Annotated in this window: 16 protein-coding genes and 1 other annotated feature; of the genes, 8 read left to right on the top strand and 8 right to left on the bottom strand. The window is 43.5% G+C overall.

Annotated features, from left to right (window positions below):
- Window positions 1-6: 6 nt before the first annotated feature.
- The 3 genes from QR42_RS10615 to QR42_RS10625 all read right to left on the bottom strand — a co-directional run bounded on the left by QR42_RS10615 (window position 7) and on the right by QR42_RS10625 (window position 1,863).
- Window positions 7-333, bottom strand: coding sequence for an iron-sulfur cluster biosynthesis family protein (locus QR42_RS10615; protein WP_039179713.1), 327 nt, complete (start codon window positions 331-333; stop codon window positions 7-9).
- 79 nt (window positions 334-412) lie between these two features.
- Window positions 413-1,387, bottom strand: coding sequence for a GNAT family N-acetyltransferase (locus QR42_RS10620; protein WP_039179717.1), 975 nt, complete (start codon window positions 1,385-1,387; stop codon window positions 413-415).
- A complete protein-coding gene (locus QR42_RS10625; RefSeq protein WP_024428048.1) occupies window positions 1,384-1,863 on the bottom strand; it encodes a GNAT family N-acetyltransferase in 480 nt (159 codons plus the stop codon). The genes QR42_RS10620 and QR42_RS10625 overlap by 4 nt, the downstream gene beginning before the upstream one ends.
- A 273-nt stretch (window positions 1,864-2,136) precedes the next feature.
- Here QR42_RS10625 and QR42_RS10630 point away from each other — a divergent pair, with 273 nt between their 5' ends.
- The 4 genes from QR42_RS10630 to QR42_RS10645 all read left to right on the top strand — a co-directional run bounded on the left by QR42_RS10630 (window position 2,137) and on the right by QR42_RS10645 (window position 5,766).
- On the top strand, window positions 2,137-2,586 hold the full coding sequence (locus QR42_RS10630; protein ID WP_039179719.1) for a YfmQ family protein: 450 nt from the start codon (window positions 2,137-2,139) through the stop codon (window positions 2,584-2,586).
- Between the two features lie 152 nt (window positions 2,587-2,738).
- Complete coding sequence (locus tag QR42_RS10635) at window positions 2,739-3,971, top strand: DNA polymerase IV (protein ID WP_039179722.1); 1,233 nt, start codon at window positions 2,739-2,741, stop codon at window positions 3,969-3,971.
- A gap of 15 nt (window positions 3,972-3,986) precedes the next feature.
- Window positions 3,987-4,331 carry a YolD-like family protein gene (locus QR42_RS10640; protein ID WP_039179725.1) on the top strand — a complete coding sequence of 115 codons (345 nt, stop codon included), beginning with the start codon at window positions 3,987-3,989 and terminating at the stop codon, window positions 4,329-4,331.
- A 199-nt stretch (window positions 4,332-4,530) separates the two neighbouring features.
- Window positions 4,531-5,766, top strand: coding sequence for an MDR family MFS transporter (locus QR42_RS10645; RefSeq protein WP_039179728.1), 1,236 nt, complete (start codon window positions 4,531-4,533; stop codon window positions 5,764-5,766).
- Window positions 5,767-5,800: 34 nt separating this feature from the next.
- Here QR42_RS10645 and coaA read toward each other — a convergent pair whose 3' ends face one another.
- Window positions 5,801-6,760 (bottom strand): type I pantothenate kinase, encoded by a 960-nt coding sequence (gene coaA / locus QR42_RS10650; RefSeq protein WP_039179731.1) that lies wholly within the window; start codon window positions 6,758-6,760, stop codon window positions 5,801-5,803.
- A 188-nt stretch (window positions 6,761-6,948) separates the two neighbouring features.
- Between coaA and QR42_RS10655 the strand changes: the two genes are divergently transcribed.
- Complete coding sequence (locus tag QR42_RS10655) at window positions 6,949-8,277, top strand: CoA-disulfide reductase (protein WP_039179734.1); 1,329 nt, start codon at window positions 6,949-6,951, stop codon at window positions 8,275-8,277.
- Window positions 8,278-8,340: 63 nt separating this feature from the next.
- Here QR42_RS10655 and QR42_RS10660 read toward each other — a convergent pair whose 3' ends face one another.
- Both QR42_RS10660 and QR42_RS10665 read right to left on the bottom strand, forming a co-directional pair.
- Window positions 8,341-9,117 (bottom strand): SDR family NAD(P)-dependent oxidoreductase, encoded by a 777-nt coding sequence (locus QR42_RS10660; protein ID WP_039179737.1) that lies wholly within the window; start codon window positions 9,115-9,117, stop codon window positions 8,341-8,343.
- Between the two features lie 12 nt (window positions 9,118-9,129).
- Complete coding sequence (locus tag QR42_RS10665; protein ID WP_039179739.1) at window positions 9,130-10,080, bottom strand: MBL fold metallo-hydrolase; 951 nt, start codon at window positions 10,078-10,080, stop codon at window positions 9,130-9,132.
- A gap of 167 nt (window positions 10,081-10,247) precedes the next feature.
- Window positions 10,248-10,459: a binding site (T-box leader), on the top strand.
- A 41-nt stretch (window positions 10,460-10,500) separates the two neighbouring features.
- Here QR42_RS10665 and proC point away from each other — a divergent pair.
- Window positions 10,501-11,328, top strand: coding sequence for a pyrroline-5-carboxylate reductase (gene proC / locus QR42_RS10670; RefSeq protein ID WP_039179742.1), 828 nt, complete (start codon window positions 10,501-10,503; stop codon window positions 11,326-11,328).
- Window positions 11,329-11,363: 35 nt separating this feature from the next.
- Here proC and QR42_RS10675 read toward each other — a convergent pair whose 3' ends face one another.
- On the bottom strand, window positions 11,364-11,843 hold the full coding sequence (locus QR42_RS10675; RefSeq protein ID WP_039179745.1) for a DinB family protein: 480 nt from the start codon (window positions 11,841-11,843) through the stop codon (window positions 11,364-11,366).
- A 129-nt stretch (window positions 11,844-11,972) separates the two neighbouring features.
- A complete protein-coding gene (locus QR42_RS10680) occupies window positions 11,973-13,586 on the bottom strand; it encodes a M20/M25/M40 family metallo-hydrolase (RefSeq protein ID WP_039179748.1) in 1,614 nt (537 codons plus the stop codon).
- A 140-nt stretch (window positions 13,587-13,726) separates the two neighbouring features.
- Between QR42_RS10680 and namA the strand changes: the two genes are divergently transcribed.
- Both namA and QR42_RS10690 read left to right on the top strand, forming a co-directional pair.
- Window positions 13,727-14,743, top strand: a complete 1,017-nt coding sequence (namA, locus tag QR42_RS10685) for an NADPH dehydrogenase NamA (protein WP_081258393.1) — start codon at window positions 13,727-13,729, stop codon at window positions 14,741-14,743.
- A 120-nt stretch (window positions 14,744-14,863) separates the two neighbouring features.
- A complete protein-coding gene (locus tag QR42_RS10690; RefSeq protein ID WP_024422899.1) occupies window positions 14,864-15,628 on the top strand; it encodes an alpha/beta fold hydrolase in 765 nt (254 codons plus the stop codon).
- The last annotated feature ends 8 nt before the right edge of the window (window positions 15,629-15,636 follow it).

The following is a 15,636-nucleotide window of genomic DNA, read 5'->3' on the forward strand; positions in this document are numbered from 1 at the left end:
TCCACCTTACTTTACAAGTATACCCATTCTCGGGCTGAGTATTTGTTGAGGACTTTTCAACATGAGTGTGTTGGCTTTTTCATTAAAATCAATCGTCATTTCCTCGTCAAAAAAGACCTTTTGTGCTGTGTGTATGTACAGCTTAAAGAGCTGATTATGCTTGAGCTCTTCCCATTCGCCTGTTCTTTCACCTGTGAGCCAAATCATTGGGACACCGCTTACCGCACAGCCGCACCCATCTGAATCATATCGAAGGAGCAGTTCTTTTGTTTCATGCCCTGCTTGTTGTTTTGTAAGGTACGCTGCTGCTGGTTCTGTTATATGAATATACATGCCGAACATCCTTTTTTCGTTGATTGTTACATTGTAACATATCAGTCATCAATTAAACATGTTCACGTCCTGCCAGCTCTTATGTCTGATCGTTTTTCTTTAACTGGTCTGACCAATTGTACGCTTCTTGTTCAATTTCTTTAATGAGCCCATCTTTTCCTTTCATATAACTTGCCATATCTTCAGGATATGCTTTTGCCAATTGACGCTTTTTATCGGCATAGGCTTTGGCACGATCAGGTGCAGCTTTTAAATAATCTCGGAACACCAAATGCCTTTTTACATCATCATGTCCAGCTTCATAGGCGTGAACGTGATGTGTTCGATTCAAGCCGCCTTTTCTAAAAAAACGTCTTCCCTTGAGTCCATTTTCTCCGAGCGGTTCATATCCAAGCTGACGAAACAGGTGGTTACATTCATCTAAGCGACTGATATGCTTCACCTCTAGCAATATATCAATAATTGGCTTAGCCGCCATTCCTATGACTGACGTACTGCCAATATGATGGCCATATACCCAGTTGTCGCCAACTATCTTTTTCAGCTTATCATGCTCATCTTGAAATTGTTTTGGCCAGCTCGCTTGGTATTCAATCACTTCCACTTTTCGAAGCATCAAACGTTCCATCTTTATTAACATCAGATTGTTTTCCACCTGCAAACGATCCTTCTGTTTAAACCCTAGTTTTTCATAAAGCTTGATTGCTGGTATATTTGCTTCCGCTGTTGTGAGCTCAATTGTTTTTTGATGCTGGATGATGGATTGCAGGAGCGCTGTCCCGATGCCTTGATTGACATGATGTGGATGCACAGCTAACCGGCTGAGGATGATCCGGTCGTCATGCAGTTCATATGAAGCGATCCCTAACAAATGCCCCTCTTTTTCAAATCCTATGAAAATCTCATTTGTTTCTATTATGTCTTTCACCGTTTCTTTTAAGGGCGGTAAATCTTGATAGCCTATTTGTTCTGCCTCCCGCTGATATGCGGCCAATTGGATATGTAACAGCTCTTTTGCTTGTTCTTTATTTTTTTGATCCAGTCTAATGATCATGCTTTCGCCTCCAGCTTTTTCACAAATAGCACCCTGTCTTCATGAATGCCGTCGTAATCTGAAAAAACTGAAATGCCATCGACCGTCTTATCTCCCTTTTCTATCTGAAAACCGAGCTTTGTATGGTAAGCAATCGAGACTTTATTGACAGGAGCTGTGATGGCCTTAATCGTTGTTCTTCCTTCCTTTTCAGCCGCTTCATAAAACGCTTGATAGAGAATTTTGCCAATCTTTAATTTTCGGTGGTCTGGATGTACCCCCACAAAGTGAATATACGCTTCATCTGAATGCGATTGCGATAAAAAACCGACTAAAAAGCCGATCAGTTCACCTTTTTCAACAACGACAAAACTTGTTTGCTGAAAATGTTCGAAAAATAGCTTTGGCAATTTTGCGCGCAAATCTCTGCCTCCCCACCAGCTTTGAATGACGGATGTGACCGCATAAAAATCTGACGGCTTCACTTGACGTATCATGATGGCCTCGCCCCTTTTCATTTTTAGCTGTACCGTTTCACAAAAAATCAACTGTTTCAATAGTCTACCTGTCTGATCAATTGTTTGTAAAGGTGATGTATCAGCCTTTTTTCCTTTCAGCTTTGTTGGTTCTTCGTTCTTTTGCTGTCATCTCCTTTTAAATCTTCACACTTATTTCAAAAAGTTCACTTTTTGTGCGAAAGATCCATTCTTTTGTTATGTTAAAATTATTCATATAAGAAATGTAACAAAAGTTTATTGGAGATGATGATATTGGTTTGGATTGTTACTTCACTTGTTGTGTTTAGTCTTTTAAAGCTGCTTGTCACTTCGCTGCCTTCTGGTGTTGTTGAACGCCTTTTTAGTCGTTATGCGGTGCATGCAAAAGTAACAAGTGATCAAACAACGATGACGTTTCAAGGACGTCCACTCGATGATCAGCGAACATCTGAAATTATTCAACATTTTAATGATGCGATCTTTATTGAACGTTATTATATTTATCCTGGTGACGAAGAGCGTTTTCTTCATCCGCAGGAAGGACCAGCGCCGCTTACCATGCAAACAAAGCTTGGCAAGCATGATGTGACCCTTTATCTGTATCATTACGATGACCACGTGGATGTGGTGCGGCAGTTTACCCATAAGCCTAAGAAAAAGCTAACGGCCTATCGTTTGCGTTCTGAGCCGCTCCAAACATCCAATAACTTGGCACATGCTTAAAATGACTCATTTTACAAAGATGAGACGAAGTGGAGACACTTCGTCTTTTTTGTATGGATTTACACTCTTCTCTTTGAATGATTTACCAGTATCAATTTCACCTTCTGGCGGTTAAAATATATACAGAACATACGTTCTAAGAGGTGAAAATGATGAATGAACGAGCCATTCTGCTTGTGGATATGCAGTCATTTTATGCGTCGGTCGAAAAAGTGGAGGCTCCTCATTTGAAGGATGTGCCGCTCATCGTCTCAGGAGATCCTGAGCGGCGGAGCGGGGTCGTACTTGCCGCCTGCCCGCTCGCTAAAAAACGGGGCGTACAAAATGCATCAAGATTATGGGAAGCACAGGAGAAATGCCCTGAAGCCGTCGTCGTACGTCCACGTATGCAGCGCTACCTTGATGTTTCTGTCATGATGACAGAACTGCTTGAACAATACACAGATCTTGTCGAACCCTATTCAATTGATGAACAGTTTCTCGATATTACGGGGAGTGTGACACTACTCGGTTCACCCCGCGAGATCGCCCAAAATATACAAACGACTATTATGAACCAGACGGGCATTTACGCACGCGTTGGCATTGGTCCTAATAAAGTGCTCGCTAAAATGGCCTGTGACCATTTTGCTAAAAAAAACACATCTGGCATCTATGAGCTTCGTGCAGACCGGGTGGCGGCTGATTTATGGCCGCTTCCGGTTGGAAAACTATTTGGCGTCGGTAAACGAATGGAGCACCATTTAAAACGAATGGGCATCAGTACCATTGGGACACTTGCTACTTATCCGTTAGACCGGCTAAAAAAGCGCTGGGGAATCAACGGGGAGCTTCTGCAGCGAACTGCTTTAGGACACGACCCTTCCCCGGTCACTCTTCACACACATGATCAGCAAAAGGCGGTTGGGCATCATATGACCCTTCCCCATGATTATGCGTCCTTTGAGGACATCAAAGTCGCCCTTCTTGAATTGAGTGAAGAAGTGGCAAGACGTGCGCGCTTTAAGCATTATGTTGGGCAAACGGTGTCTGTTGGCGTAAGAGGCGCTGATTTTTCTCATCCGACTGGATTTCATAGACAAATCAAGCTCCATTCACCCACACAGTACGGGACAGATATTGCAGACGCAGCCATTCAGCTATGTCAGCAGCACTGGGACGGCCAGCCCATTCGCAGTGTAGGTATTACTCTCTCGCAGCTGCAGCCTGACAGCCAATATCAGCTGAGTTTATTTGATCACCATTTAAAAAAAGACAGACTCAGCAAAGTATTTGATGCCATCCATATGAAGTATGGACCTGCTGCGCTCTTGCACGCTTCGTCACTAACAAGCGCAGGGCAGGCGTATCACCGCGCCGAAAAAATTGGTGGACATTACAAATAACGGAGGCGAACAGCCATGAATCCCAATAAATTAACACCTGGATACAACATCATGTGGGAATCAAGCCGAATGATGCTACCAGAGCACCGTGAACAGCTGCTTGCTCAAAAACGGAAGAAAAAAGAATACACGCCTCCTCCGCTGAGCACTGATCGGCTAGAGGAAATGAATTTTTTGATCACACAGTCGATTACAGAGGACCAAGCGATTTGCGTGACATATGCTGCAGCAGGTATGAAACAGCAGTTTTGGGGCTGGGTGAAAGCCATTCATTATGAAACGCAGCGCATCAAAATCGTCAATGATGAAGATGTTCTCCACCTGTCCTTGCAGCAAATTGTCGCGATTGATCTTGATTAAATTGTCTTTAAATGACCATACGAATCAGAAGATCTAAAAGACATAGAAGCATCGGCAGAAAAAACATGCTCTCCAAATTTGCGGGCTATTCGGAGCTCCTCTGTCATATGGCGGATGTCCCCTCCATCAAATTGTGTATTTAATTTGCACAATTTTTCATGTATGATTGGAACATCTTAACACTCAGGGGAGAAACAGCATGAAAAATAATTTACGTACTTTACATCCACTTAGTTGGACGATCATCATCGGCACCATATTCGGCCGAATGGCGACGTCCATGAGCATTCCTTTTTTGGCCGTTTATTTGACACAAGTCAAAGGGGCTTCAGCTTCTTCAGCTGGGTTAATCATTGCCGTCAGCTCCCTTATTGGGATCGTTGCGAGTTTTTACGGCGGCTATGTTTCTGACCGAATCGGCAGAAAAAAAGTCATGCTTCTATCCATCTTTGGCTGGTCATTTGTCTTTGTTGGCTTTGCGTTTGCAGATGCCATTTGGGTCTTCTTCCTCATGAACGCTTTAAATGGACTGTGCCGGGCACTGTTTGAACCGACGTCTAAAGCACTCTTATCTGATGTCACCCCATCAAGTATTCGGTTGTTTGTTTTTAATTTACGGTATACGGCCATTAATATTGGTGTAATCTTCGGCCCGCTGCTTGGCTTATATCTCGGGTCATCGAAAACAACGTTTCCATTTCTTGTCGCTGCCTTCATTTATTTGTTATACGGATTAACACTGGCCTGGCAATTTCAAAAACATCCAGTTGCTGCTCCAGAAAGCACAAAACAAATCAGCGTCAAAAAAGCCCTTTCCATTATTCAAAAAGATACGGTCTTTAGCATCATCCTCATCGGCGTTACCTTATGTTCGTTCGGGTATTCGCATTTAAGCTCAACACTGCCTCAATACTTATCAGCGTCACCTATGATTGAGGATGGTCCTAAACTGTTTGGATATCTTTTGTCTTTAAATGCAGTGGTTGTCATTGTCGTACAATACCCGCTCATCATGATTGCGAAGCGCTACTCCACCATTTTGTCGCTGACCACTGGGAATATTCTCCTTGCCGGCAGTTTGTTTGCCATTGCTTTTTCACAGAGTCTCGGCATGCTTGCTTTCATCATTGTCGTGTTTACGATTGGCGAGGTTCTGCTGTTTGCGATGATGGATCTTTTTGTAGACAATATTGCAAAGCCTGAAGTGAAGGGATCGTACTTTGGTGCGATGGGATTTTCTCAGCTCGGCAGCGTCATCGGACCATTTGTCGGCGGACTGTGCATTGACTATTTTGGCGCAGCCCATCCCCTCTCCATTTTTACGGTCTTGTCGATGATCACCATTGCAGGCGTTCCATTCTTACTCATAGGATATTACCGTTTAAAAAAGCGATCGGCTGCGGCCGTAGCTGTTAAAGTAAGTGGAGATCATTAAAAAAAACCGCTCTCTCGTTTGAGCGGTTTTTTCTTTATACCCGGCGGATGGCGATCTCTTCCACCTTGTGCTGATCACCTTTTTTCAAAATGAGATCAGCTCGATATTTTGTCGGCAAAATATTTTGATATAAATTAGGCCGATTCACGGTATTCCAAATCGTGCTTGCCATCTGATCTGCCTCTTCATCCGTCAAATCTTTATATTGATGAAAGAAGGATTCAGGGTCTTGGAAGGCTGTTTCCCTTAGCAAACGAAACCGTTCTTTATACCATAATTGAATTTGCGTTTCAGCGGCGTCTACATAAATCGAAAAATCAAAGAAATCTGATACAAACACACGCGGTTCATCCTTCAGATCATCCAACGCTGGTGATTGGAGCACATTGATTCCTTCAATAATGACAATATCTGCATCCTCTACTGTTTCATACACCCCTTCAAGCCGATCATAGGTCAGATGCGAATATACCGGGGCATGCACAGTTTGTTTACCTGATTTTAATTCATTTAAAAAAGACAGCAGGGCTTTGACATCGTAGCTTTCTGGAAATCCCTTCTTTTCCATCAGCCCTCGATCCTTTAATTCTTTTTGAGGATATAAAAAGCCATCTGTTGTCACAAGACTTACCTTCAGCCCATCTCCAAGCCTCGATAAAAGCGTTTCAATGATACGAGCCGTTGTGCTTTTCCCGACAGCTACACTTCCAGCAATCCCAATTAAAAAGGGAATTTTGGCATGATGCGGGTAGTTTAAAAAGGCATTCACATGCTGGTTTTTTTGTTTTTCTGCAAAGACATGTAATGTCAGAAAACGAATAAGCGGTATGTAAATATCTCGAACTTCTTCAAGCGATAAATAGTCATTTAATCCTTGCAGCGCTCTCGCTTCCTCTTCTGAAACAGATACCGGCATATATTCTCCAAGAGCGGCCCAGGCCTCTCTCGTATGGCGCGTGTATAGCGTATTAAAATCTAGTCGCGTGTCACTCAAAGTCTTTCCCACCAATCTTCACTAAACTCGTAACCCAAAAAGACGATAATCCGATTGTAGCTTAAAATGAAGGCGCTGTCTTTATTTTTCAGCGAAAGTTTGCTTGTTTTGCGAAAAAAAGCATTAAAAAAAGGAATATGAGGGTAAATAAGAGTATTCAGTACGATAGATAGAAGGGAGCACACCAAATGAAATATGTGATGATTGGCGGAGATGCAGCTGGAATGAGCTGCGCTATGCAAATATATAGAGAGGATCCAAATGCATACATTGTTGCTTTTGAAAAAGGAGAGATTTTCTCATATGGACAGTGCGGACTCCCCTACTTGATCGGCGGTCTCATTGATGATCACAGAAAGCTGATCGCACGCAGTGCTGAAACCTTTCGTGAGAAATATGGAATTGACGCCAGATGCTTACACGAAGTGACCTCCATTGACCCAGAGCAAAAAACAGTGTCGGGTCATCATACGAAAACAAAAGAACCCTTTACAGAAAGCTACGATCGCCTCTTAATTGCGACAGGAGCAAGCCCTGTCACACTGGATTTAGACAGCCAGCCATTAGAAGGCGTACACGTATTAAAAACCATCCCGCATGCGCTGTCCATTTTAGAACATTTAGAAAAGGACATCACACATATCACGATCATTGGCGGTGGATATATCGGCCTTGAAATGGCTGAAAATTTAAAAGCGCTCGGAAAAAACGTACATATCATTCAGCGGGGAGCAGCACTCGGCCCAGGCTTTGACTCCGATATGGCAAAATACCTTAAAGAAGAGGCTGACGCCAAGGGCATTCACGTATCGCTTGGAGAAACAGTGCAGCAATTAGAAGGCAAGTCACATGTCACAGCTGTTATCACAGACAAACAAACCATTCAAACAGATATGGTCATCATGGCCATCGGTGTCACTCCGCAAACCTCCTTTTTACATCATACCGGTATCAAGCGTCTTCAAAATGGCGCTATTGCAGTAAATCAATACATGCAAACCAATATAAAAGACATTTATGCTGCTGGTGATTGCGCGGCGACCTATCACCGCATCAAAAAATCACTGGATTATATTCCGCTTGGCACAACTGCGAATAAACAAGGGAGAATCGCAGGCTTTCATATGACAGGAACAAACCGGGCGTTTCAAGGCGTGACTGGAACAGCCATCATGAAATTTATGGACGTGACAGCGGGAAGAACAGGCTTATCAGAAAAGGAAGCAAAAGAAGCGGACATTCCTTTCTCCGTGATCACCATTGATAGTACGGACCACGCAGGGTATTACCCAGATACGCAGAAAATGAAAGTGAAACTAATCTACAGAAGCGATGACCATACCTTGCTTGGTGCCCAAATCATCGGCAGAAACGGTGTAGATAAACGGATCGATATCGTGGCGGCTGCCCTTTACCAAGAGCTGACCATAACAGATCTTGAAGATTTAGATATTAGCTATGCACCGCCCTTCAACAGTGTATGGGACCCGCTTCAGCAAGCGGCAAGACGGATATAGAAAGTGGCGCAATGAAGCCTTACCTCAAAAAAAGAAACCAGTTCAAAACCGGTTTCTTTTTTGTTACTTTTTCATCAACGCTTTGCGTGCTGCTTTTTCAAATAAAAATGGGAATAACTGATACAATTTGCTGCCAGCGTTCATCCACCCGGGCAGATTAATCTCTCTCTTTTTCGTCATCATGGCAGATACGACTTTGCCTGCCACCTTGTCCGCACTCAGCATCATAAAGTCAACGTTCTTCACATATTCACCGCTGCGGTCAGCGATGGTAAAGAAATCTGTTGCAATCGGTCCTGGATTGACTGTCGTCACGTGAATGCCTGAGTCTGCCAGCTCCATTCTAAGGCTGTTTGAAAATCCAAGAACGGCATGCTTTGATGCGGAATAAATGGCTGATTTTGGCGTCGCAACCTTTCCTGCCTGGGATGCGATATTGATAATATGTCCCTGCCCTCTTTGCTTCATCTCAGGGATGACCTTTTTCGTGCAGGCGATTAAACCAAACACATTCACCTCAAACATCGACACCATTTCTTCGATGGACGCATCTTCGACGAGATCGAATACACCAAAGCCGGCATTGTTGACCAAAATATCGACCGGCCCCACTTCTTCATACGCGCGATCAATGTCCTCGAGCTGACTGACATCAAGCTGAGCGATGTGACACACACCGCCAGCGCTCACAATTTTTTCTTTCACATCTGTAAGCTTTTCTGTTCGTCTTGCTGAAATTATGATTTCTGCGCCTTCTTCTGCTGCCAAGTACGCCATTTTTTCACCAATGCCCCCAGATGCGCCTGTAATCCAAATTCTCTTTCCTGTCAATCGCCCCATACGTTTCACTCCTTAGTTTGCCCTGTAATAGACGATTCCGTCTTTTTCTATTTCTTCAATTTGCCCAGCTGCTAAGAGCACATCAAGCTGACCGACTGTCTCTGACATCGTTAAAAACAAGGCCTCTTCATATAGCACTGGAAATAGCTTACGGCAAAGATGAAAGGCCGTCATTTCTTTTTGTTTGAGCAGCTGATACATTGTGTTTGCCCGTTTTCCTTGTTTCTTAAATCTTTCTTCGATCAATTCATGGTGAGCCGTGATGAGCTGACCGTGTCCCGGATAAATCGTTTTGATTGGCAGACGCAATAACCGATTAAGTGATGCTTTATATTGAAGCAGTGATTTTTGACGTTCCTCACCTTCATACGGTGCTTCCATTAACGGATTTGAGGAAATGGTCGTCAAAAGCAGGTCGCCGCCAATAAAATTCCCCGTTCTTTCGTCTAGAAAGGAAAGGTGAGACTGTGCGTGTCCGGGTGTTTCCATCACAAAGAAGTGTTCATGCCCGCTTAAACAATCACCTTCTTTTATGACCTCATCTACATGTGAAGTACAAGAATATGTATAAGATTGCTTCACCATTTTTTCACACTCATTTTGTCGAAGCGGCACACCTAACTGCTGAAAAAAAGGAACCATAAAGTCCACTTGGCGCTGCTTAAACACTGGATCCTGACTAATATACGGCTCATTTAGCTGGTGCCCGATCACACGGACATGAGGTTTCATCAAATTCAATAGACCGACATGATCTGCATGATGATGGGTCAGCACCACTTGATCAATATCGTCTATCGATAAACGATGTTCCTTTAGTTGCGTGACAAAGGCATGCTCTGCCTCTTCTGTCATCGGCCCGCAATCTACTAAGGTTACGGCCTCTCCTTTTAATACATATGCATGCACATCCCCAACGGCAAACGGCGTCGGGATGGATAATTGAATGATGTCTTCTTTCACTTTTATATGTCATCTCCTGCTTTTTGACTCATGATTGTGGGACTCAGTCTTCTTACTTCATTGTATCTTGCAAAAGGCAGACTGTCATGCGGTTTAGATGGGCAATTTTTTTAACTGCCCCTATTGACATAAACTTGTCCATCGTTGCATAATGAACAACAAATATATGATGCGCGATGACAAGGATTAGTAAGCAAAATAATGATGCAAGAGAGTGAGGTCCGCCGGCTGTAAGACTTCACCATCCTCTTATTTGCTGAACCTGCCCTTTGAGCTGTTAGGCAAACCTAAACGTTTCCCGCGTTAAGGGACTAGAGCTGAGTATGCATGTTTGCATGCTAATTGAGGGTGGTACCGCGAAAAACCTTTCGTCCTTTTCAGGCGAGAGGTTTTTTTATTTTCTACAAGGAGGCACAGCTTATGAGTAAAATTGGATTTATCGGTGCAGGCTCGATGGCAGAGTCTATGATCAAAGGTTTATTAAAAAGCGGCATGATGTCGAATGAAGATATCATTGTCACAAACAAAACGAATGAAAAACGATTAGAGGAATTACAGGCCCGATATGGGGTCAAAACGGATTTCGCTCGGTCCTTTATTTATAAAGAAGCAGATATTCTCGTATTTGCCTTAAAACCGAAGGATGCAGAAAGCGGAATTTCTGAAGTCCAGCCTCATTTACATGGCCAGCTGATCATTTCGATTTTAGCGGGTATTTCCATTGAAACGATTCAACACTACGCTGGCGGCAAGAGTGCAGTCGTTCGTGCGATGCCAAATACATCAGCGGCAATTCAGCAGTCAGCAACAGGTATTGCCGTAAGTCGTGAAGTTACTGAAAAGCAAAAGAAAAAGGCCGTCGAACTGTTTGAAACAATCGGGCACGTCACCGTATTAGATGAATCACAGTTAAATGCGGTGACAGCCATCGCAGGCAGCGGCCCTGCCTTCATTTATCATTTGATAGAAGGAATGGAGCGAGGTGCTTCGGAACTTGGAATGGACCAAGCAACTGCGAAATTACTCATTTGCCAAATGATTGCAGGCGCCGCCAATATGCTTCAAGACAGCGGAAAAGAACCTGCCGAACTGCGCAAAGAAATCACAAGTGAAGGCGGAACAACAGAAGCCGGCCTGAACACACTGGCTGCCTATCAATTTGAAGAGGCCGTTGTCGATTGTGTCAAAACAGCCACTAAACGCGCAGCAGAATTAAACGAAATGTTTTCAGCAAGCACGTATAAATGAATTTGAAAAGCACCTGTTTTGATGCAGGTGCTTTTTCACTGCCTCATTGACATGATGGCTTTGATTTGATCCAGATGATGTTGTTCATGTAAAGCGATGGTTTCAGCTAATATTTGAACGGTCATCAGTCCTTCTTCCGGATGCAGGCCTGATTGTTCCCATATATCTTTTTCTAATAGCCTAAGCGTGTTGTATCTTCTCTCTTTCATCCGTTTGATCAATGCTTTGATCTCCTCTGCGTTATACCATTCATACGCTCTTTCTTTCACATACATTTCAGGATCATACGATTGAAAGGGCGTTTGATCATCTGATATCGCCTGCTCTATCCGCTCTGACCAGACTTCTTCTGTGTCATACAAATGACCGGCGAGCTGCTTGATTGACCATTTCCCCTCCCCTAAAGATTGATCCAGTGTGTTATCATCACAAGCCTTCACTAGCTTCTCAAGTTCACGCATACTTTCCTGAAGCGATGTGATGATGTCTGTTTTTGTTAATATCCCAGTTTCCATTTAATGTTCTTACCCCCTACAAATAATTGTAAGTCTTCATCAATATCATACTCTATTTATCTAAGTGGAAAGATCGTTTATTTAAAAATAGAAGCCCTATCATCAAGATAGAGCTCTTCACACATCTACTTACTTTTTCTCTAATAAAGCATGAATCGTTGATTCTAGTAATTCTGGCAAAATGCCAAAAGAGAACGGGACGTGCAGCCGTTCTGTCCATTTGTGCGGGTCCTTTCCTAATGGACCCACGTTGATGACTGGAACGTAAAGGGCTTCCTTTTCTCCTTGCGGTAAAGAATAGCCCTTTTGGTAAAGCGGCATATTGGTCGTGTAATGACCTACCTCCTGCTTTTCGAGCTGTAAGTAACTTAAATCAGACAATCCCGGGAAATATTTCACTTCCTCTACTTCAAGTCCGTACACCTCTTTTGCCTCTTCTTGAATCTTCTTGAATGTCTTCTGAATATGCGGATCTTCTGTTGAGGACACAGAAGGGTAAAATGGCGGACTATAAAATAGAACAATCAGCGGTCCTTCTTCCTTACAAAGCGTCGTCAGCTCCGAGACAATTTTCGTTGAAAAATCACGATCTCCAAGCTCACCCTGGTTGGCAAAGGCATAGTTGACAATGCGCTCAACCTCCTGTTCACCAGAGCGTTCTGCGGCCTTTTGATACAGCTCGTGATACGTGAGTACCGTAACCCGGGTGTCAATTGGTGTAAAGTGTTTGAATCGCTGAAAGTCAGCTGTTTTTTGCTGAAGATTGGCCTCGATTTGGTCTGCTGCTTGCTTCGCAGTATCATAGAGAAGGCCGTGCAGTTCTTCACTTGAACGTTTCATCATGAGCACATTAAATAAAGATACGGCTGTGTGAGGTGTTTGAACGGAATAGGCTTCTTTCAAGTCCTTTTGCATTAAGTTCGTTGGGGGCGGAGTTACTTCACCATCTACTTCCTCACAATAATCACTATTGAGCTCTAACAGCCGGTTTAGTTCAGATACCATAAAATTCGCATTTAAACCTGAGAATGGCTCTCCTACATGCGTTTCAATCCCTTTACAGAAAAATCCGGCTAATACCTTTCCTATACTGCCTGTATACATATAATGATGTTCATCCCCTGGATACTTTTCAAACATGGGCTCACTGTTTAAACACGCGGTATAGTCAAGGTCATGCTTTTCTTTAAGCTCCTTTAGTTTCGGGACAGCCTCAAGCATTCCTTGTGAATTCACTTCTTCATCAGGAACTGTGACAAGCAGGACATTTCCATCAAATGTTTCTGTCATCGCTCTTTCCAGCATAGAAAGCTGCACGGTGAGCCCTGCTTTCATATCCATGGCCCCTCTCCCAAACAGCCAGTCGCCTGAAGCAAGGTCCTCTCTTGCCCTCTTTGGAAGAAGCGCAATTTTTTGCGAAAAGGATGCCATTAACTCTTCAGGCTTGCATGCCATGTTTTGAAATTCGCCGTAATCTTCTGTATCAACTACATCAAAGTGACTAAGAAGCAGCACGGTACGCCGCAGCGTACTGCGCTTCACAAGTGCCGTTAAATAATACCGGCCATCTTTCATCGGATGCAAAGCCAAATGATCAGGGTTCTGCTCAAAATAAGGCCGTTCCCTTAGCAAATAATATAAGTATTCCGCTAACGCGACTTCTCCTGTTGTACCTGATATGCTTTCATATTGCATAAGAGCTGTCAGGAGCTCCTTTAGTTCACTCTCTGTTTGCCATTTCATCCGTTCTCCCCCTTTGATGTCTCTATCTCTCCATTATACAAAAACGTGTATAAAAGCTATATTCTTTGAGCACCTTTTATGACGAAAGTTTGAATGGCTGTTATAATCGGCTATACAATTCCATGAGGAGGCGAAGGTATTTGGAAACAAAACTCTTTTCACCTTGGACATTAAAAGGTGTTACACTGAAAAACCGCATCGTGATGTCCCCGATGTGTATGTATTCATCTTATGACCGTGATGGGAAATTACAGCCTTTCCACTTCACACATTATATTTCCCGTGCACAAGGTCAGGCTGGCCTCATCATGGTGGAAGCAAGTGCTGTATCTCCTGAGGGAAGAATTAGTGATCAAGACCTCGGTATTTGGAGCGATGAGCACATTGAAGGTTTCGCTTCATTAAACGAACAAATCAAAGCATACGGAACGAAGACAGCCATCCAGCTAGCCCATGCAGGACGTAAAGCTGAACTTGATGGGGACATCCTTGCACCATCAAGCATTCCATTTGATGAAACATCTAAAACCCCTATCGAGATGTCTGTTGATCAAATCAAAGATACCGTTCAGGCGTTTCAGGATGCAGCTGTACGGGCAAAAAAAGCGGGCTTTGACATCATTGAAATTCATGGTGCACATGGCTATTTGATCAATGAATTTCTTTCACCGCTTGCGAACCACCGATCAGACGACTATGGCGGTTCACCAGAAAACCGCTATCGTTTCTTAAGAGAAGTCGTAGACGCAGTCAACGCCGTATGGGACGGACCTTTATTTGTCCGTGTGTCGGCTTCTGATTACACAACAAAAGGACTTGATATTGCAGATTATATTGGGATTGCCACTTGGCTCAAAGAGCAAGGTGTCGACTTAATTGATGTCAGCTCAGGTGCTGTCGTACAGGCGAAAATCAACACATTCCCCGGCTACCAAGTAACATTCGCAGAGAAAATAAAAGAAGGGGCCGGCATTCAAACAGCTGCTGTCGGTCTGATCACATCTGGTGTACAGGCAGAGGAGATTTTACAAAATCAGCGTGCGGATTTGATCTTTATTGGCAGAGAATTTTTACGGGATCCATACTTCCCGAAAACAGCTGCTCAAGAGCTCCGTACATCCATCGAAAGCCCGCGTCAATATGATCGCGCTTGGTAAAAGCTCTTAGGAAAAAAGGTGTCTATTTTTCGAAATAGGCATCTTTTTTGTTTTTAAGAGAAACATATCTGCCTTTTGTGCCGTCTTTTAGCTAAAGAACCACTTAGAGGAGATGGAAGAATGAATTCGGCAATGATTGAAAAAATGTATCATATAGATGGACACCATTTTTATACAAAACATCGTCAAGGTAAAAGGCAAGCCACGATTATCTTTGAAGCTGGCTACGGCATTTCTAGTGATACGTGGTCGAATATGGCCCGTGATATTGACCCAGAGCTTGGGGTTTTCTTATACGACCGTTTAGGAAATGGAAAGAGCAGTGAGAGCGGTGAAGGAAGAACCTTGCATGACCTCGCTGATGATTTAGATGCGCTGCTGAAAGAAGCCAATATTCAGCCGCCATTTCTCATCGTCGCTCACTCATTCGGCTCTCTTGTCAGCCGGCTATGGGCAAGCCGAAGAGGAGATGATGTCATCGGCATGGTGCTGCTAGACCCAGCAAGTGAGGAACAAGAGCAGGTGATCCTGCCGCTTTTATCAAAGGAAGAACGCACTTCATATATGGCGCAATTTACAGCAGAATGTACGCATGAGGACTTTCAGCAAATGTTAAGCACAATCAAAGAGGAGCAAACCCATTATGGGATGATGCCGCTTCTTGTCATTTCATCAGGTAAGAGCCGATTGTTTCATCCAGCGCATGAAGCTTGGCTCAGACTTCATAAACGCATGCTGTCTTTGTCATCCCAAAGCGGATGGATTCAAGCGCAGAACAGCTCGCACTATATTCATCATGATGAACCGCATATTGTACAGCTTGCCATCTATGATGTATGGTGCGCAGCCAAACAACCTGTCTCCTATTATCAAACTGCTAATTAAAACGAAAA

This window comes from Bacillus sp. WP8, assembly GCF_000800825.1.
GTDB lineage: Bacteria > Bacillota > Bacilli > Bacillales > Bacillaceae > Bacillus > Bacillus safensis.

Coding starts and splice junctions, on each gene's coding strand:
- QR42_RS10615 (WP_039179713.1), bottom strand. CDS start 333: ATGTATATTCATATAACAGAACCAGCAGCAGCGTACCTTACAAAACAA.
- QR42_RS10620 (WP_039179717.1), bottom strand. CDS start 1,387: ATGATCATTAGACTGGATCAAAAAAATAAAGAACAAGCAAAAGAGCTG.
- QR42_RS10625 (WP_024428048.1), bottom strand. CDS start 1,863: ATGATACGTCAAGTGAAGCCGTCAGATTTTTATGCGGTCACATCCGTC.
- QR42_RS10635 (WP_039179722.1), top strand. CDS start 2,739: ATGAATGAACGAGCCATTCTGCTTGTGGATATGCAGTCATTTTATGCG.
- QR42_RS10640 (WP_039179725.1), top strand. CDS start 3,987: ATGAATCCCAATAAATTAACACCTGGATACAACATCATGTGGGAATCA.
- QR42_RS10645 (WP_039179728.1), top strand. CDS start 4,531: ATGAAAAATAATTTACGTACTTTACATCCACTTAGTTGGACGATCATC.
- QR42_RS10655 (WP_039179734.1), top strand. CDS start 6,949: ATGAAATATGTGATGATTGGCGGAGATGCAGCTGGAATGAGCTGCGCT.
- QR42_RS10660 (WP_039179737.1), bottom strand. CDS start 9,117: ATGGGGCGATTGACAGGAAAGAGAATTTGGATTACAGGCGCATCTGGG.
- proC (WP_039179742.1), top strand. CDS start 10,501: ATGAGTAAAATTGGATTTATCGGTGCAGGCTCGATGGCAGAGTCTATG.
- QR42_RS10675 (WP_039179745.1), bottom strand. CDS start 11,843: ATGGAAACTGGGATATTAACAAAAACAGACATCATCACATCGCTTCAG.
- QR42_RS10680 (WP_039179748.1), bottom strand. CDS start 13,586: ATGAAATGGCAAACAGAGAGTGAACTAAAGGAGCTCCTGACAGCTCTT.
- QR42_RS10690 (WP_024422899.1), top strand. CDS start 14,864: ATGAATTCGGCAATGATTGAAAAAATGTATCATATAGATGGACACCAT.